This window comes from Tenacibaculum sp. TB-56 (genome assembly GCF_059716275.2).
Genome location: NZ_CM201367.1, coordinates 875,666 through 892,900 on the forward strand (window position 1 = coordinate 875,666; position 17,235 = coordinate 892,900).

General features: G+C 33.4%; 15 protein-coding genes, 2 tRNA genes and 2 pseudogenes. 13 read left to right on the forward strand and 6 right to left on the reverse strand.

Translation table 11 applies throughout. From position 1 onward, the window contains the following. Nucleotides 1-192: 192 nt before the first annotated feature. From AC3VI6_RS04320 to AC3VI6_RS04350, 7 genes are all read left to right on the forward strand, one after another. Nucleotides 193-951, forward strand: a complete 759-nt coding sequence (locus AC3VI6_RS04320) for an MbnP family protein (RefSeq protein ID WP_497705285.1) — start codon at nt 193-195, stop codon at nt 949-951. Between the two features lie 215 nt (nt 952-1,166). Next, nucleotides 1,167-1,496 (forward strand): HesB/IscA family protein, encoded by a 330-nt coding sequence (locus AC3VI6_RS04325; protein WP_028892188.1) that lies wholly within the window; start codon nt 1,167-1,169, stop codon nt 1,494-1,496. Between the two features lie 41 nt (nt 1,497-1,537). Next, complete coding sequence (locus AC3VI6_RS04330) at nt 1,538-1,909, forward strand: four helix bundle protein (RefSeq protein WP_497705286.1); 372 nt, start codon at nt 1,538-1,540, stop codon at nt 1,907-1,909. 29 nt (nt 1,910-1,938) lie between these two features. Further along, nucleotides 1,939-3,384, forward strand: coding sequence for a Fe-S cluster assembly protein SufB (sufB, locus tag AC3VI6_RS04335; RefSeq protein ID WP_497705287.1), 1,446 nt, complete (start codon nt 1,939-1,941; stop codon nt 3,382-3,384). Nucleotides 3,385-3,462: 78 nt separating this feature from the next. Continuing rightward, nucleotides 3,463-4,212 carry a Fe-S cluster assembly ATPase SufC gene (gene sufC / locus AC3VI6_RS04340; RefSeq protein ID WP_408036817.1) on the forward strand — a complete coding sequence of 250 codons (750 nt, stop codon included), beginning with the start codon at nt 3,463-3,465 and terminating at the stop codon, nt 4,210-4,212. A gap of 44 nt (nt 4,213-4,256) precedes the next feature. Beyond that, nucleotides 4,257-5,570, forward strand: coding sequence for a Fe-S cluster assembly protein SufD (gene sufD / locus AC3VI6_RS04345; RefSeq protein ID WP_497705288.1), 1,314 nt, complete (start codon nt 4,257-4,259; stop codon nt 5,568-5,570). A gap of 36 nt (nt 5,571-5,606) precedes the next feature. After that, nucleotides 5,607-5,810 carry a hypothetical protein gene (locus AC3VI6_RS04350; RefSeq protein WP_497705289.1) on the forward strand — a complete coding sequence of 68 codons (204 nt, stop codon included), beginning with the start codon at nt 5,607-5,609 and terminating at the stop codon, nt 5,808-5,810. Between the two features lie 58 nt (nt 5,811-5,868). Here the strand turns inward: AC3VI6_RS04350 and AC3VI6_RS04355 are convergent, their stop codons facing one another. The 4 genes and pseudogenes from AC3VI6_RS04355 to AC3VI6_RS04370 all read right to left on the reverse strand — a co-directional run bounded on the left by AC3VI6_RS04355 (nt 5,869) and on the right by AC3VI6_RS04370 (nt 10,868). Continuing rightward, nucleotides 5,869-6,240 (reverse strand): VOC family protein, encoded by a 372-nt coding sequence (locus AC3VI6_RS04355; protein WP_497705290.1) that lies wholly within the window; start codon nt 6,238-6,240, stop codon nt 5,869-5,871. Between the two features lie 115 nt (nt 6,241-6,355). Beyond that, complete coding sequence (locus AC3VI6_RS04360; protein ID WP_497705291.1) at nt 6,356-6,697, reverse strand: SRPBCC family protein; 342 nt, start codon at nt 6,695-6,697, stop codon at nt 6,356-6,358. Between the two features lie 119 nt (nt 6,698-6,816). Continuing rightward, nucleotides 6,817-8,024: pseudogene (odhB, locus tag AC3VI6_RS04365) on the reverse strand (2-oxoglutarate dehydrogenase complex dihydrolipoyllysine-residue succinyltransferase). 117 nt (nt 8,025-8,141) lie between these two features. Next, on the reverse strand, nt 8,142-10,868 hold the full coding sequence (locus AC3VI6_RS04370) for a 2-oxoglutarate dehydrogenase E1 component (protein ID WP_497705292.1): 2,727 nt from the start codon (nt 10,866-10,868) through the stop codon (nt 8,142-8,144). Between the two features lie 273 nt (nt 10,869-11,141). Between AC3VI6_RS04370 and AC3VI6_RS04375 the strand changes: the two genes are divergently transcribed. Further along, nucleotides 11,142-11,218 (forward strand) — tRNA-Asn (locus AC3VI6_RS04375). Between the two features lie 58 nt (nt 11,219-11,276). Further along, nucleotides 11,277-11,353 (forward strand) — tRNA-Asn (locus AC3VI6_RS04380). A gap of 145 nt (nt 11,354-11,498) precedes the next feature. Here AC3VI6_RS04380 and AC3VI6_RS04385 read toward each other — a convergent pair. Next, nucleotides 11,499-12,269, reverse strand: a pseudogene (locus AC3VI6_RS04385) (3-hydroxybutyrate dehydrogenase). Nucleotides 12,270-12,561: 292 nt separating this feature from the next. Between AC3VI6_RS04385 and AC3VI6_RS04390 the strand changes: the two are divergent. Genes AC3VI6_RS04390 through bioA form a run of 3 tightly spaced genes read left to right on the forward strand, consistent with a single transcriptional unit; the run spans nt 12,562 to nt 15,568 of the window. Then, entirely contained in the window at nt 12,562-13,695 is a 1,134-nt protein-coding gene (locus AC3VI6_RS04390; protein ID WP_497705293.1) for an aminotransferase class I/II-fold pyridoxal phosphate-dependent enzyme, read from the forward strand. Then, a complete protein-coding gene (gene bioD / locus AC3VI6_RS04395; protein WP_299003149.1) occupies nt 13,692-14,306 on the forward strand; it encodes a dethiobiotin synthase in 615 nt (204 codons plus the stop codon). Before AC3VI6_RS04390 ends, bioD begins: the two co-directional genes overlap by 4 nt. Continuing rightward, nucleotides 14,303-15,568: an adenosylmethionine--8-amino-7-oxononanoate transaminase gene (gene bioA, locus AC3VI6_RS04400; protein WP_497705294.1), complete on the forward strand. Its 1,266-nt coding sequence runs from the start codon at nt 14,303-14,305 to the stop codon at nt 15,566-15,568. Before bioD ends, bioA begins: the two co-directional genes overlap by 4 nt. Here bioA and AC3VI6_RS04405 read toward each other — a convergent pair. Next, the gene (locus AC3VI6_RS04405; RefSeq protein ID WP_274633807.1) at nt 15,554-15,991 is read right to left on the reverse strand and encodes a cytochrome c oxidase assembly factor Coa1 family protein; all 438 of its coding nucleotides are present in this window, start codon (nt 15,989-15,991) and stop codon (nt 15,554-15,556) included. The two genes, bioA and AC3VI6_RS04405, sit on opposite strands and share 15 nt — an antisense overlap. An 86-nt stretch (nt 15,992-16,077) precedes the next feature. Here AC3VI6_RS04405 and AC3VI6_RS04410 point away from each other — a divergent pair, with 86 nt between their 5' ends. Beyond that, nucleotides 16,078-17,232 carry a beta-ketoacyl synthase N-terminal-like domain-containing protein gene (locus tag AC3VI6_RS04410; protein ID WP_497705295.1) on the forward strand — a complete coding sequence of 385 codons (1,155 nt, stop codon included), beginning with the start codon at nt 16,078-16,080 and terminating at the stop codon, nt 17,230-17,232. The last annotated feature ends 3 nt before the right edge of the window (nt 17,233-17,235 follow it).

Consider the following 17,235-nt stretch of genomic DNA (forward strand, 5'->3'; position numbering starts at 1 on the left):
ACAAGTACATAAACAACCTTACTTAACCTAAGTAATCATTCATTTTGATTTTCAACACCTAAAATCCTCTGTAATATAAACGAGTAAAACGGCATTAAATACAAGAGGGTTTATTATTTTTGTCATGATTAATGATTCTTGTACACATTATAAAAAACGTGTTTATTTTCATTGATTTTTAATAAAAAGCACATGAAATATTTTTTAACGCTAACTCTTAGCTTACTTCTTTTTTCTTGCAGTTCAGATAATGATGAACTAATAAAAGATGTATCGGTAAAACTAAAATTCACTCAAAATTGGGATGGTACTTTAATTGATAAATCTGACTTAAACAATACTGAATTTACGAACAAATTAGGAGCTAAACTTACAGTAAACAAGTTACGTTATTTAATTTCAAATGTTGCTCTTATTAATGGAGCTAATGACACAACAAAGTTTGAGAGTTACAAATTAATAGATATTAATAATACGGATAGCCTAACCTACACGTTACCCCGAAAAATTTCTGAAGGTGCTTATAAATTATTTTTCACTTTTGGTTTTTCTGGAAATGATAATATTAGCAATGCGTATAGCGACTTAACCACCGCTTCTTGGAATGTACCCGACTCATTAGGTGGTGGATATCATTTTATGCAATTAGAAGGACAATATAAAGATACATTAGGAGTACAAAACCCTTATAAATTTTATACTGCAAGAGCTTACGATAAAGAAAAAGATTCTATTCTCGATACTTCTTTTTCAATCGAAACAGGCTCTATTTTATTAAAAAATGACGCTACTATAGAACTTAAAATGAATGTTGCTGGCTGGTTTAAATCCCCTAATGATTGGAATATTTATGAGAAAAATAATGAGTTAACTTCAGATTTTGAAGCTCAAAAACTAATATCTGAAAACGGAAAATCTGGAGTTTTTAGCTTAGGAGCTATTTCTCAATAAGATATTATAAAAACTGATCTAAAAAACCGCCTGCTTTTTAGATAAGAATTTTATAAACAATCCTGATTTTCAGCAATAATATAACAACAATTTACTGCAGGTTTTAAGGTATAGGCAAAATTTATTGTTTAATAACTATATTCATTTCAAAACATGATATAAATCATATTTTGTCATTATCTTTGCAATTCACTTAGATTTAATCTATTTAAACGATGATAAAAGTTTCAGACACAGCAAAAAAGAAAGTCATTGAATTGATGACAGATGATGGATTTGATACTACAACCGACTTTGTTCGCGTTGGAGTAAAAAGTGGTGGTTGCTCAGGATTATCATACGACTTAACTTTTGACAAAACCCAACAGGAAAACGATAAAGTTTTTGAAGACAATGAAGTAAAAATTGTTGTTGACAAAAAAAGCTTTTTATACTTAGTGGGTACAACTTTAGAATATTCTGGAGGTTTAAACGGTAAAGGCTTTGTGTTTAACAATCCTAATGCTAACAGAACTTGTGGTTGTGGAGAAAGCTTTTCTCTATAATTGAAAAGTTAGAAAGTTGAAAGTTGAAAAGTTAAATAGCTATGGGAAAATTTAATTCTTTTGAAGAAATTATTTCTTGGCAAAAAGCAAGAGAATTAAACACTGAAATTTATAAAACAACCAATTCTAGTAATTTATTTTCGAAAGATTATGGATTACGAGATCAAATAAGAAGAGCGAGTATTTCTATTTCTTCAAACATAGCTGAAGGATTTGAAAGACAAACAACAAAAGAATTTATTCGTTTTTTATATATAGCAAAAGCATCAGCAGGAGAAGTTCGCTCCCAATTGTATGTTGCCTTTGACATTAACTATATATCAAAAGACGAATTTGAACATTTAAAAATAAAGGTCAATGAAGTTTCAAAGCTAATTAGTGGGTTATTAAAATACCTGCATTCTACTTTGTAACTTTTAAACTAAGAACTTTATAAACTATTATGAAGTATACAGAGGACGATTTAAGAGAAGAGTTAAAAACTAAAGAATACGAGTACGGTTTTTATACTGATATTGAGAGTGAAAAGTTTCCTAATGGGATAAACGAAGATATCGTTCGTGCCATTTCTAAAAAGAAAAACGAACCAGAATGGATGACTGAATGGCGTTTAGAAGCTTTTAGAATTTGGGAACAAATGGAAGAACCAGAGTGGGCAAACGTTACCTATAAAAAACCAAGTTTTCAAGATATTTCTTACTACTCAGCTCCTAAACAAAAACCTAAATTAAACAGTTTAGACGAAGTAGACCCTGAGTTATTGGCTACTTTTGAAAAACTAGGAATTTCTTTAGAAGAGCAAAAAAGGTTAGCAAATGTAGCAGTTGATATTGTAATGGATTCTGTTTCGGTAGCTACTACTTTTAAAGAAACCTTGGCTGAGAAAGGAATTATTTTTATGCCAATTTCTGAAGCTATACAAGAGCACCCAGAATTAGTAAGAAAATACATCGGTTCTGTTGTTCCACCAACTGACAACTTTTACGCTGCATTAAACTCTGCTGTATTCTCTGATGGATCTTTCTGTTATATTCCAAAAGGAGTTCGTTGTCCTATGGAACTATCTACGTACTTCCGTATTAACGAAGGAGGAACAGGGCAATTTGAACGTACTTTAGTTGTTGCAGATGAAAGCAGTTATGTTTCTTACTTAGAAGGATGTACCGCTCCTCAACGTGATGAAAACCAATTACACGCAGCAGTAGTAGAGCTAATTGCTTTAGACGATGCCGAAATAAAATATTCAACAGTTCAAAACTGGTTCCCTGGAGATTCAGAAGGAAAAGGTGGTGTTTTCAACTTTGTGACAAAAAGAGGATTATGCGAAACCAATGCAAAAATTTCTTGGACACAGGTTGAAACAGGTTCAGCAATTACCTGGAAATATCCAAGTTGTATTTTAAAAGGGAACAATTCTGTTGGAGAGTTTTACTCAATTGCAGTTACCAACAACCATCAGCAAGCAGATACTGGAACTAAAATGATTCACTTAGGAAAAAACACTAAGTCAACTATTATTTCTAAGGGAATTTCTGCTGGAAAATCACAAAACAGTTACCGCGGATTGGTACAAATCAATTCTAGAGCAGAAAACGCACGTAACTTCTCACAATGTGATTCTTTATTAATGGGTAATGAGTGTGGTGCACATACCTTCCCTTACATTGAAGCAAAAAATAAATCAGCTCAAATAGAACACGAAGCTACCACCAGTAAAATTGGCGAAGACCAATTATTCTACTGTAACCAACGTGGTATTGATACTGAAAAAGCCATTGCGTTAATTGTAAATGGATTTAGTAAAGAAGTACTAAATAAATTACCAATGGAGTTTGCTGTAGAAGCTCAAAAATTATTAGAAATTAGTTTAGAAGGAAGTGTTGGATAATTAACGAATACGTTAATTTGAAAACTTCAAAATAATAAAAAATGCTTTTTGATAAAAAAAGCGAAATAACATAGAAACATGTTAAAAATAGAAAACTTACACGCACAGGTAGAAGATAAAGATATTCTTAAAGGAATTAATTTAGAAGTAAAAGCAGGAGAGGTTCATGCAATTATGGGACCTAACGGTGCAGGTAAAAGTACCTTATCATCTGTAATTGCTGGTAATGAAACTTACGAAATGACTGCTGGTTCTATTGAATTAGAAGGTGTAGATATTAGCGAATTAGCTCCTGAAGAAAGAGCTCACGCTGGAGTATTCTTATCGTTCCAGTACCCTGTAGAAATTCCTGGGGTAACTGTTACGAACTTTATCAAAACTGCGATTAATGAATCTCGTAAAGCTCAAGGTTTAGAAGAAATGCCTGCTAAAGACATGCTAAAAAAGATTCGTGAAAAATCAGAATTGTTAGAAATCGATCGTAAGTTCTTGTCTCGTTCTTTAAATGAAGGATTTTCTGGAGGTGAAAAAAAGCGTAATGAGATTTTTCAAATGGCAATGTTAGAGCCTAAACTAGCTATTTTAGATGAAACAGATTCTGGTTTAGATATCGATGCACTACGTATTGTTGCTAACGGAGTTAACAAATTAAAATCTAAAGACAACGCTGTAGTAGTTATTACACACTACCAACGTTTATTAGATTATATCGTTCCTGACTATGTACACGTTTTACACGATGGAAAAATCGTTAAAACAGGAGATGCTTCTCTTGCTTTAGAGCTTGAAGAAAAAGGATACGATTGGATTAAAAACGAATTAGCGTAATTAAATTTTTAATTACTGCTAGGATGTAATGATAGCAAGAAACAATGGAGTTAAAAGAAAAAATATTATCATCATACGTAGCTTTTGAAAACGGTATAAATATCAACTCTGATTTACACGAAATCAGAACAAAAGCACTGCAAAACTTTGAAAAGTTAGGATTTCCTACTAAAAAGTTAGAAGCTTGGAAATACACCTCTTTAAATTCAATTTTAAAAGAAGATTACAGCATATTTCCTGATCGTGAAGCTGCGGTTGAGTTAGCAGATGTAAAGAAATATTTTATTCATGAAATAGACAGCTACAAAATTGTTTTTGTAGACGGTAAATACAGTTCTTTTTTATCAAGTACTACTCATGATGGAAAAGATGTTTGTTTATTATCAGCTGCTTTTTCAAAAGATAAATACAAACCTGTAATAGAAAAGTATTTTAATAAAGTTGCTAAGCAAGACAATTTAACTTCTTTAAACACAGCTTTTGCTTCCGAAGGTGCTTTTATTCACATTCCTAAAAATGTTGAGGTTGAAAAACCTATTCAAATTATCAACTTTAACACAGGAAAAGAAAATGCAGCAATGTTACAACCTCGTAACTTAATTGTTGTTGAAAAAAACGCACATGTTCAAATTATAGAACGTCATCAAAACCTTAACAGTAATGCTGTTTTAACGAATTCTGTAACTGAAATTTTTACAGATACGCATTCAACAGTAGACTATTATAAGATTCAAAATGATAACGAAAATGCTTCTTTAATTGACAATACTTACATTGAGCAACAAAAAGAAAGCACTTGTTCTGTACACACCTTCTCTTTTGGTGGAAACATTACTCGTAACAACTTAAATTTCTATCAGAAAGGAGAGCATATCAACTCTATTTTGAAAGGAATCACTATTATTGAAGGTAAACAACACGTAGATCATCACACTTTAGTAAACCATATAGAGCCTAATTGTGAAAGTCATCAAGACTATAAAGGTATATACGGAGATCGTTCAACTGGTGTATTCAACGGAAAAGTTATTGTTGAAAAGGAAGCTCAAAAAACCAATGCGTATCAACAAAACAACAATATTTTAATTAGTGATAAAGCTACAATAAATGCTAAGCCACAGTTAGAAATTTTTGCTGATGATGTAAAGTGTTCACATGGTTGTACTATTGGTCAATTAGACGATCAAGCATTATTTTATATGCAACAAAGAGGTATTCCTAAGAAAGAAGCCAACGCTTTATTAATGTATGCTTTTGCTAACACTGTTTTAGAAAGTGTTAAAATACCTGAAGTTAAAAAAAGAATTACCCAATTAATCGCCAACAAATTAGGCGTTAATATCGGTTTTGAACTATAAGTTGTTTTTTCATATCTTTATGAAAAACAATTAATTATGAGCAAAAACTTTAGATCGATAATACTAATAGCTGGAATCGTAATTATAGCTTACGGAGTTTACACCCTTGTACAACCAGAAACACAAGTCTCTATCGGAGATGTAGATTTAATAAAAGTACAAGACAACACTAATTCATACATTACAATAGCCGTTGGTGTTATAGCAATTGCCTTAAGTTCTTTTGCTGGTAAAAAATAAGAATTATCACTTTAAAAGATAAAAAACGGAAAATCAAAATTGGTTTTCCGTTTTTCATTTATACATGCTGGTCTATTAAAATCGTGTTTCCATCAGGGTCAAAAAAAACAATGCTTCCAGGACCTGAAGTATCCGATGCAACTTCTCTTTTTAATTTGATGTGATTTGCTTTTATATGCTGTTGAATCGTTCTTACATCGTCAAAATCATCTAGTTTGTTGGCGCTTTCATCCCACCCCGGGTTAAATGTTAAGATGTTGTTTTCAAACATTCCTTGAAATAAGCCAATTAATGAATTACCATTTTTCATAATTAAATAATTCTTTTCTACTTGTCCTGCAAAAACAGTAAAACCTAACATTTCGTAAAACTCTTTCGATTTATCAATGTCTTTTACTGCCAAACTGATTGAAAATGCCCCTAGTTTCATAATTAAATTTTTAATTTCTTTTTTCAAAAGGAATAATAATCCCTTTTTCAACATAGTTTTTAAGTCCGTTTAATAACAACGCCCAACAATACGATGAGTGTTTAAAATGATCGTTTTATTCTATCCATCCTTTATGAAAAAAATGCACCCAAGTAACTCCATCATCCTTTTCATACAAATCAAAACCAAATGTTGTAGGATTCCAATCTTTATCAGATTTGGTCATTTTTATGTAAAAAGAAGAATGCTCTTCACATTTTATTACTTCACCATACCAATTGTAAGACTCACCAAAAAAGAAGTTGTATTCAGCTCCTATTTTATGCGCTCCAGAACATTTAAGTGACCACCAATGTACCAATTCTTCAGGATTAGTAATTGCCTTAAAAACCTCGTTAGACAATGCCTTTATAGGGAAATTATGATAAACGGTAAATCCTTCTTTAATAACTTTCACAATCACCTGATTTTATAGCTATTAAAGTTAGTGATTTTTTTGTATAAAAAAATCCCACACTTTCGTGCAGGATTTCAATATCTAAAAATCTAATTGTCTAAATTTCTAACAATCTCGACTTACATTTCTAAGGCTTTCTTAGGATTGTTATCCATTAATAATTCTACTGGATTTTCTAATGCTTCTTTTACAGCAACTAAGAATCCAACAGACTCACGACCATCAATAATTCTGTGATCGTATGATAACGCCACATACATAATTGGTTGAATAACTACCTCACCATTTACCGCCATTGGACGATTAACGATGTTGTGCATTCCTAAAATTCCACTTTGTGGAGGGTTGATAATTGGTGTAGATAACATAGAACCAAATACACCACCGTTAGTGATCGTAAATGTACCTCCTGTCATTTCATCAACCGTAATTTGTCCATCGCGAGCACGTAATGCTAAACGCTTTACTTCGCTTTCAACTCCTCTAAACGTTAAATTTTCAGCATTTCTAATAACAGGAACCATTAATCCTTTAGGACCTGATACTGCAATAGAAATATCTTGGAAATCGTGGCTTACTTTGTAATCTCCATCAATCATAGAGTTTACGTCTGGATACATTTTTAATGCTCTTACCACTGCTAAAGTAAAGAATGACATAAACCCTAAACCTACACCGTGTTTCGCTTTAAAAGCATCTTTGTATTCGTTACGTAAATCGAAAATTGGTTGCATGTTTACCTCGTTAAACGTAGTTAACATCGCAGTTTCGTTCTTTACAGAAACTAAACGCTCTGCAACTTTACGACGTAACATAGATAATTTCTTACGCTCACTAGTACGAGAACCTGTTCCTGGAGTTCCCATTGATGGAACCGCATTTACAGCGTCTTCTTTAGTTACACGACCATCTTTACCAGTTCCTTGAACGTCAGCTGCACTCATTCCTTTTTCAGCTAACACTTTCTTAGCTGCTGGAGATGCTGTACCTGTTGCGTATGTTTCTTTAACTGGCTCAGCTTTAGGCGCCTCTTTTTCTCTTCAGCTTTAGGTGCTTCAGCTTTTGGCGCTGCTGCTCCGTCAGGTTTTGCTGCACTCATATCAATATGACAAACTACAGCTCCTACTGCTACTGCATCACCTTCTTCAGCTTTTAAAGTGATTATTCCGCTTTCTTCCGCAGGCAATTCTAACGTTGCTTTGTCAGAATCTACTTCGGCAATCGGTTGATCTTTCTCAACGTAATCACCATCTTCAACTAACCAAGTTGCGATTTCTACTTCTGTAATTGATTCCCCCGGAGAAGGAACTTTCATTTCTAAAACCATCAGTTCTAAATTTTATATATCTGAATTATTTTATTTCTTTTATTTGGGCGTTTCCCTATCGGGTCGGGCTTTACGCGCTACACGGTAGCTTGCTTCAATCCCTAACGCATTTATTTTTTAATCAAAAACCTTATCAATAATAGCTTGATGACGTCTTCTAAATCGTGCTCCTGAACCTGCTGCTGGTGATGAACGGTACTCTTCTGAAGCACATTCTAATCTAGCCAATTCAAAACGTTCTAACATATAACTCCAAGCTCCCATGTTTTTAGGTTCTTCTTGTGCCCAAACATAACGCTCTACATTTGGATACTTATCCATCACCTCTTTGATTTTATCATTGTGTAATGGGAATAACTGCTCTATACGAATTAAAGCTACATCTTCTCTACCAAGCTTTTCACGCTCCTCTAGTAAATCATAATAGAACTTACCTGTACAGAACACCATTTTTTTCACTTTAGAAGTATCAATAGTATCGTCAATTACTTCTTGAAAAGTTCCGTTCGCTAAATCTTCAATAGGATTTACTGCTTTTGGTAAACGTAATAAACTTTTTGGGGTAAAAACAACTAACGGTTTTCTAAAATCACGCTTCATTTGACGACGCAAAATGTGATACATGTTTGCTGGCGTAGAACAGTTTGCAATTGTCCAGTTATCAGTTGACGATGATTGTAAGAAACGTTCAATTCTTCCTGATGAGTGCTCAGGCCCTTGACCTTCGTACCCATGAGGCAGTAACATTACCAATCCGTTTTGTAACTTCCACTTATCTTCTGCCGAAGAAATATATTGGTCGAACATAATTTGTGCTCCGTTAGCAAAATCACCAAATTGAGCTTCCCAAATTGTTAAGGTATTTGGAGCTGCCATCGCATATCCGTAGTCGAAACCTAATACCCCATATTCTGATAAGTGAGAGTTGTAAATCGTCATCTCTCCTTTATTCTTAGGATTTGTATTTAATAAGTTTACACGATCTAAGGTATCTTCATCACGCATAATTGCATGACGGTGAGAGAATGTTCCTCTTTCTACATCTTCTCCAGAAATACGAATATCGTAACCTTCTTCTAATAAAGTACCGTATGCTAAGTTTTCAGCAGTACCCCAATCTAACAAGTTATCTTCAAAAACCATTTTTTCACGACCGTGTAAAATACGCTCTGCTTTACGAACAAACTTGTGTCCTTCTGGAGTTTTAGAAATAACTCTTGCAATATCTTTTAAACCTTCTACCGAGTAGGTTGTATCTACAGGTTGCAACATATGTTGTAACTGCTTACGTACAAATCCTTCCCAAACATCAGGCATGAATTCTTGAATTTTTGCTGTTTCTTTCTTTTTAGATTCAGCGAACTCAACTTCTAAATGCGCTTTGAATTCTTCTGTAATCTCTTTTAAGTAGTCAGCAGTAATACTTCCTTCAGCAATTAATTTATTTGCATAAATTTCTCTAGCATTTTTATGCTTAGAAATTGCTTTGTATAATTTAGGCTGCGTAAAACGAGGTTCATCACCTTCGTTATGACCGTATTTACGATACCCTAATAAATCAATAAAAATGTCTTTGTTGAATTTCATACGATATTCAACAGCCATTTCCATTGCGTGACAAACAGCTTCTGCATCATCAGCATTTACATGTAATACTGGTGATAACGTTACTTTAGCAACATCTGTACAATACGTACTTGAACGCGCATCTAAGTAATTGGTTGTGAAACCAACTTGGTTATTTACCACAATATGGATAGTACCTCCTGTTTTGTATCCGTTTAACTGTGCCATTTGCACAACTTCGTATACAATGCCTTGACCTGCAATTGCAGCATCTCCGTGTACTAAAATTGGAAGTACTTTATTTTCGTTCCCTTCGTAATCTTTATCTATTTTAGCTCTAACAATTCCTTCTGCAACTGCATCAACTGTTTCTAAGTGAGATGGATTTGGAACTAAATTCATTTTCATTTTTTGACCTCCTTGATACTCTTTGCTTAAGGTTAACCCTAAGTGGTATTTTACATCCCCATCAATATCTTGGTCTTCAAAATCTTTTCCTTCAAATTCACTAAATAAATCGCGAATTGGTTTTTTAAAAATGTTTACTAAAGTATTCAAACGCCCACGGTGTGCCATTCCTAACACACACTCTTCTACTCCATACAACTCAGCTGCATCTCTAAGCGCTACACTTACCCCAGGAATTAAGGTTTCACCACCTTCAACAGAGAAACGCTTTTGCCCAACATATTTTGTTTGCAAGAAACTTTCAAAAGTTGAAGCTTGGTTTAATTTGGTAAGAATATACTTTTTAGATGCTACATCATAACTAGGATGGTTTGCGTTTTTATTTAAACGCTCATTCCACCACTTTAACTCTTCAGGGTTGCGTACATACATATACTCAACTCCGATGCTCTCACAGAATACAGATTTTAAATAATCTATAATCTCAGCTAAGCTTTTAGGGCCTATACCTAAAATTTCACCTGCATTAAAAACTGTGGATAAATCTCCTTGATTTAAACCAAAGTTCTCAATTTCTAAAGTTGGCGTGTAAGTCCTTCTGTTACGAACTGGGTTTGTTTTGGTAAACAAATGCCCACGTGTGCGGTAACCGTTGATTAAATCGATTACTAAAAATTCTTTACGTACTTCTTCAGGGACTTCTATCGAAACTTCTTCATCTGTTAATGAATAATTCTCGTTAGCCAAATCATATCCTTGAAAAAAACTTCTCCAACTTGGTTCTACCGCATCAGGATTTTTTTGATATTGTTCATACAAATCACCTATAAAACCTGCGTGTGCTGCGTTTAAGAACGAAAACTTGTCCATATATTTTGTTATACTTTTCTATCTATAAGAATAATGTTGACAAAAGTACAACTTTTACCAAAAATAGCACTCCTTTTTAGCCTAATTTTAAACTCTTTAACGAGTTTTTAGTTTTTGTTAAGTTTGCGTTAAGCACGCTTCTTTTTATTAAAATAAAACACTGAATTTCAGCATCAAGAAAAATAGTTTTATTTTTTTTTAAAAAAATAATTTGCAGATATAAAAAAAGGGGTTAAATTTGCACTCGCATTTTAAGACAAGTACATCTTAAATTCCTCAATAGCTCAGTTGGTTAGAGCATCTGACTGTTAATCAGAGGGTCCCTGGTTCGAGTCCAGGTTGAGGAGCCAAAGGCAACGTAGAAGCCGATAATTTCTACAACATATATAGATTGTTCTACATGAACATTCCTCAATAGCTCAGTTGGTTAGAGCATCTGACTGTTAATCAGAGGGTCCCTGGTTCGAGTCCAGGTTGAGGAGCCAAAAAAATCCGATTTACTTACGTAAATCGGATTTTTTATTTCACCTAAACTTAAAATTACACAAAAGCCCAACTTACTAACAAGTAGTAAGCCAGACTTCTACTCTTGTATATACTAAATTAATGAAACAAAGTTTTCATTACAGATTACTGCGCACTCCAACCTCCATCTAAAGCAAATGAAGTTCCAGTAATAGTTGATGAAGTGTCTTTTGCCAATAACAGAGCCATATCAGCAATTGTTTCCAACGGAACAAACTGTTTTACCGCCTGTTTTTTCAGCATTACTTTTTCAACAACTTCTTCTTCTGACATCTGATGTGCTTTGGCCTGATCTTTTATTTGCCCTTCTACTAAAGGTGTTTTTACATACCCTGGACAAATTGCATTACATGTTATATTATAAGGCGCACCTTCTAAAGCCAGAACCTTTGTCATACCTATTACACCGTGTTTTGCTGTTACATAGGCTGTTTTAAACTCAGATGCCCTCAAACCATGAACTGATGAAACATTGATAATCCTACCGAATTTCTGATCCTTCATAAAATTCCACGCTTTTTTTGAAGCATAGAAAGCAGCGTTCATATTAATAGCAATAATACTTTCATACTTATTATTCGGAAAATCTTCTACAGGAGAAACATACTATATCCCTGCATTATTAACCAACACATGCAATGCATCGAACACTTTTATTGTTTGCTCTATTAATTCTTCAACCTCATCTGTAACCAACAAATTTGCATTTGAAAAAGAAACCTTCACATTATACTTATCTCCTACGCTTTTTGCTATTTTAGCACCATCCTCCTCCAAACCATGAAACATAATATTGTAACCTGCTTTGGCAAAAGCCTCTGCAATACCTAAGCCGATACCGCTAGTGCTTCCTGTTATCAACGCTACTTTATTCATGATTCAGAAAATTTTCAAGCACTTTATTAAAAGCTTCAGGTTGATCTATTACCGCTCCATGTCTTGAGTTTTCAATTACAGACAGTGTTGCATTCGGCATTCTTTTCAGTAAAGCTGATAAATTTAACCTTATTTAAGTGAGACTTTTATATAAAACCCATTAAAAACTTTAATTTTAACTAAAAACATAAGGAAATTAAAAATGAGACTTAAAAAAACAAACACTTTTACCTTTAAAAGATTTCTAACTAAATAGCTACGATATTAAAAAGCGCTTCTTTATTTTTACAGTATGCAATTTCCTAAGAAACTACATCAAAAAATTATACAACGAGAGACACAAAACTCTCTGAGAAAACTTGATAAAGAAAATTCACTTATTGATTTTTCTTCCAACGATTATTTAGGATTTGCTAAATCGGAAATTATCTTTGACAAAACACATCAATATTTAATTGATAATAATAGTAAGATTAACGGAGCAACAGGTTCGCGTTTACTTTCTGGAAATCACAAACTATATACAATAGTTGAAAAACAACTTGCTAATATTCATAACTCAGAAACTTCTTTGATTTTTAATTCTGGTTATGATGCTAATATTGGTTTTTTTGCTTCGGTACCTCAACGTGGTGATATTATTTTATATGATGAACTTATTCATGCATCCATAAGAGATGGAATTCAATTATCTAATGCAAAATCTTTTAAGTTCAAACATAATGACACAAAAGATTTAGAAGAAAAAATACTTCGGTTTACTCAGAATAACGATTCAGAAATTTATGTGATTACCGAATCTGTTTTTTCTATGGATGGTGATTCTCCCGATTTGGTATCGATATCTCAAATTGTGGAAAAACACACTAATGTTCATTTGGTAGTAGATGAAGCGCACGCTTTGGGTGTTTTCGACTTCGGATTAATTCAAAAACTACAGTTAGAAAACGCTGTTTTCGCTCGAATTATTACCTTCGGAAAAGGTTTAGGGTGTCACGGATCAGCTATTTTAGGATGCAAGCAATTACAACAATACCTCGTTAATTTTGCGCGTAGTTTTATTTATACCACAGGTTTATCTCCTCATACGTTAGCTACTATAAAAGTTGCTTATGATGTGTTATCAAACTGTCATTCTAGAGAAAAATTAGAGCAAAACATTCAACATTTCATTTCAGAATCAAAAAGGTTACAATTACATTTTATTGAGAGTGCTTCTGCTATTCACTGTTGTATTATTTCTGGTAATGAACGTGTAAAAAACATCGCTTCTCTATTGCAACAAAAAGGATTTGATGTAAAACCTATTTTATCACCAACCGTTCCATTAAATCAAGAACGTTTGCGTTTTTGTTTGCACTCCTATAATTCTAAGGAAGAAATCACCAATGTTTTAGAGAACCTTGCTACTTTTGTAGTATCATGAAACAGCAAAAATATTTTATTACAGGAATTTCAACAGAAGTAGGTAAAACAGTGGCTTCTGCTATTATAACCGAAGCCTTACAAGCCGATTATTGGAAACCTATTCAATCAGGAGATTTAGACTATTCCGACACTCATAAAGTTCAAAAACTCATTTCAAATACAAAAACCGTTTTTCATCCAAATTCATATGCTTTACAGACTCCTATGAGTCCGCATGCAGCTGCTGAAATTGACGGAATTACCATTGAAATTGACAACATCAAAGAACCTGTAACCGAAAACCACTTAGTTATTGAAGGTGCTGGTGGATTATTGGTTCCTTTAAATGATAAAAACACCCTACTTGACGCCATAAAACCCGGTTATAAAGTAATTGTAGTGTCTCGTCATTATTTAGGAAGCATCAATCATACACTACTAACAGTAAACTTATTGAAAGAAAAAGGCTTTGATGTTTCGTTGATTTTCTCAGGAAATGAGCATAAAACTACCGAGGATATTATCAAAAAAATGACTGAAGTTCCTGTAATTGGTCGTATTGAAGAAGAGCCTTATTTTGATCAAAATGTAATTAAAGAATATGCAGATAAATTCAAAGAAAATTTATGACTTTAACCGAAAGAGATAAAAAACATTTGTGGCATCCGCTAAAACAACATCAAACACATCCAAATAGTTTAGGAATTGTAAAAGCAAAAGGATGCATACTAACCGACGAACACGGTAACGAATATATCGATGCTATTTCGTCTTGGTACACCTGTATGTTTGGGCATTGTAATGATTATATCACAAGCAGAGTTTACCAACAAATGCAAACATTAGATCAAATAATGTTTAGTGATTTCACCCACGAACCTGCTGTAAAATTATCAGAAGAATTGATTAAAATTCTTCCTGAAAATCAAAACCGAATTTTCTTTAACGATAACGGTTCTACCGCTGTAGAAGCGGGAATTAAAATGGCATTACAATACTATTTTAATAAAGATGAAAAGCGCACAACTTTTATTGCTTTTGAAGATGGTTTTCATGGTGATACCTTCGGAGCGATGTCTGTTTCTGGATTATCAGTATACAACGGTCCGTTTGAAGATTTTTTAATGGATATTCAACGTATTCCTGTTCCAAACGGAGAAAACAATGACCTCATAGCAGAACAACTACAACAAATTATTTCAGAAAATAAGGTTGCGGGATTCATCTACGAGCCCTTAGTTCAAGGAGCGGCTGGAATGAAAATTCACCAAGCTGAAGATTTAGATAAAATCCTAGAAACTTGCAAAAAGAACGACATTTTAACTATTGCTGATGAGGTTATGACTGGTTTTGGAAAAACAGGTAACAATTTCGCTTCTGATGAAATTACCACCAAACCAGACATCATGTGTTTAAGTAAAGCGTTGACTGCTGGATTGGTTCCTATGTCAATTACTTCATGCACCGAAGAGATTTACACGGCTTTTTTAGACAATGATATTTCTAAAGGTTTTTTCCATTGCCATACATATTCTGCAAATCCGATAGCTTGTAGTGCTGCTTTGGCTAGTATTGAATTGTTACAGACACAAGAAATTCAAAAGAATATTCAATCTATTGAAAGAAATAATAAAGCCTTTGCTGAGAAAATAGAAAACCACCCAAAAGTAAGTTCAACAAGATGTAAAGGTGTCATTTTAGCGATTGATTTAAACACCAATTCCGGTCGCTATGGAACGCTTCGCGACCAACTTTTAAAATCTTTTATGGATGAAGGTGTTTTCTTACGTCCGTTAGGAAACACTATTTACATTCAACCTCCTTACGTAATTACGCAAGAGCAACTTGAAAAAATATATACAACTATTAAAAAGGTTCTAGATACTCTCTAGAATCTTTTCTTTTTCTAACAAATTAATCTCTTCTTGGGTATCTCTAATTCGAACGTACAAATCTTCATAAACCCATTCGCCATCTATTTTAATTCCTCTAACAACTAAAGTTCCTTCTCCTATATTTCCTCTTATTGGAATAGAAAAATCAACATCTCCATCATCATTTGTAAGCGAAATATTTCCTGAAGGAATCCCGTATTTCTCTATAGGTTCTCCTAAGTTTTTAATAACTAATTCATTTTTGGCTGCTAGCTCTATCGCATATTCTACAGGAGTTGCGTTATTTATCATGTTTGACACTCCAAAAAACGCAGCACCAAGACCTAAAACAATCAGTAAAATAAACCCTAAACACCCTGTTAGTGGAATAAACCACAGCCAATTTCTTCCAAACCAACTTTTCTGACCTTGTTCGCTCATTACTCTAAATTTTCATCTAAGATAAATATTTTTATTTTCTTTAGAATCCCTGATTTTACCTTTATTTTTGCTGAAATTTTATAGTGTTGAAAGAACCCATCTCAATAACGTCTTTTGCATCCGTTTCCGCTTTAGGAAGCTCTTCTGAAAATATCTGGAAAAACTATTTAAACGACCAGCATTTTTTAACTTTAAAAGAGTTTGAAAACTTTAAAGCTTGGGTTGCACAAATATCTCAAGATGATAAGATTGCTATTGAAGAAGTTCAAAATTCAGATAACAAGTATAAAAACTTAGACCCGTCTGTTTTATATACCTTATTTGTTGCTCGAAAAGCAATAGAGCAAACCAATTGGAAAGCTTCTGACAACTTCGGAATTAACATCGGTTCTTCTCGTGGAGCTACTTCTTTGTTTGAAAAATACCATAAAGAGTTCTTAGCAACAGGAAAATCATCTACCTTAAGTTCTCCAACCACTACTTTAGGAAATATTTCCTCTTGGATAGCTCACGACTTACAAACCAACGGACCAGAAATTTCACATTCTATAACCTGTTCAACCGGATTACATTCTTTGTTAAATGGTGTCGCTTGGTTACAATCTGGAATGTCAGAAAAATTTATGATTGGTGCTAGTGAAGCTTCATTAACCGACTTTACTATTGCTCAAATGCAAGCATTAAAAGTATATTCAAAAGAAAAAAACGGATATCCATGTAAAGCATTCGACCTTAACAAAACCAAAAACACCATGGTATTGGGTGAAGCTGCTTCTGTTTTTTGTTTAGAGAAAGGAACTAAAGAAAATGCTTTGGCATTTATTGAAGGAGTTGGATATGCTACTGAGGTTTTAAAACACAATACTTCTGTTACCACCGATGCTGAATGCTTTCAAAAATCAATGAAAATGGCATTAGGTACTGTTTCTCCTAATGAAATTGACGCTATTGTAATGCATGCTCCAGGAACAATCAAAGGAGATCAATCAGAAATTAATGCGATTCAAAAAGTGTTTTGTAACAAAATCCCTTTTTTAACTACTAATAAGTGGAAACTTGGTCACACTTTTGGTGCTTCTGGCTTGTTAAGTTTAGAGTTAGCAATCTTAATGATACAACATCAACAAGTAATTGAAGTTCCTTTTGCTGAGCCTCAACACACTCCAAAAAAACTCAATAAAATACTAGTAAATGCTGTTGGTTTTGGTGGAAATGCAGTTTCTGTTTTAATAACAAAATAAAAA

Excerpts from the sequence above, each read along its gene's own strand:
- AC3VI6_RS04320 (WP_497705285.1), top strand. The coding sequence starts at position 193 with ATGAAATATTTTTTAACGCTAACTCTTAGCTTACTTCTTTTTTCTTGC.
- AC3VI6_RS04325 (WP_028892188.1), top strand. The coding sequence starts at position 1,167 with ATGATAAAAGTTTCAGACACAGCAAAAAAGAAAGTCATTGAATTGATG.
- AC3VI6_RS04330 (WP_497705286.1), top strand. The coding sequence starts at position 1,538 with ATGGGAAAATTTAATTCTTTTGAAGAAATTATTTCTTGGCAAAAAGCA.
- sufB (WP_497705287.1), top strand. The coding sequence starts at position 1,939 with ATGAAGTATACAGAGGACGATTTAAGAGAAGAGTTAAAAACTAAAGAA.
- sufC (WP_408036817.1), top strand. The coding sequence starts at position 3,463 with ATGTTAAAAATAGAAAACTTACACGCACAGGTAGAAGATAAAGATATT.
- sufD (WP_497705288.1), top strand. The coding sequence starts at position 4,257 with ATGGAGTTAAAAGAAAAAATATTATCATCATACGTAGCTTTTGAAAAC.
- AC3VI6_RS04350 (WP_497705289.1), top strand. The coding sequence starts at position 5,607 with ATGAGCAAAAACTTTAGATCGATAATACTAATAGCTGGAATCGTAATT.
- AC3VI6_RS04355 (WP_497705290.1), bottom strand. The coding sequence starts at position 6,240 with ATGAAACTAGGGGCATTTTCAATCAGTTTGGCAGTAAAAGACATTGAT.
- AC3VI6_RS04370 (WP_497705292.1), bottom strand. The coding sequence starts at position 10,868 with ATGGACAAGTTTTCGTTCTTAAACGCAGCACACGCAGGTTTTATAGGT.
- AC3VI6_RS04390 (WP_497705293.1), top strand. The coding sequence starts at position 12,562 with ATGCAATTTCCTAAGAAACTACATCAAAAAATTATACAACGAGAGACA.
- bioD (WP_299003149.1), top strand. The coding sequence starts at position 13,692 with ATGAAACAGCAAAAATATTTTATTACAGGAATTTCAACAGAAGTAGGT.
- bioA (WP_497705294.1), top strand. The coding sequence starts at position 14,303 with ATGACTTTAACCGAAAGAGATAAAAAACATTTGTGGCATCCGCTAAAA.
- AC3VI6_RS04405 (WP_274633807.1), bottom strand. The coding sequence starts at position 15,991 with ATGAGCGAACAAGGTCAGAAAAGTTGGTTTGGAAGAAATTGGCTGTGG.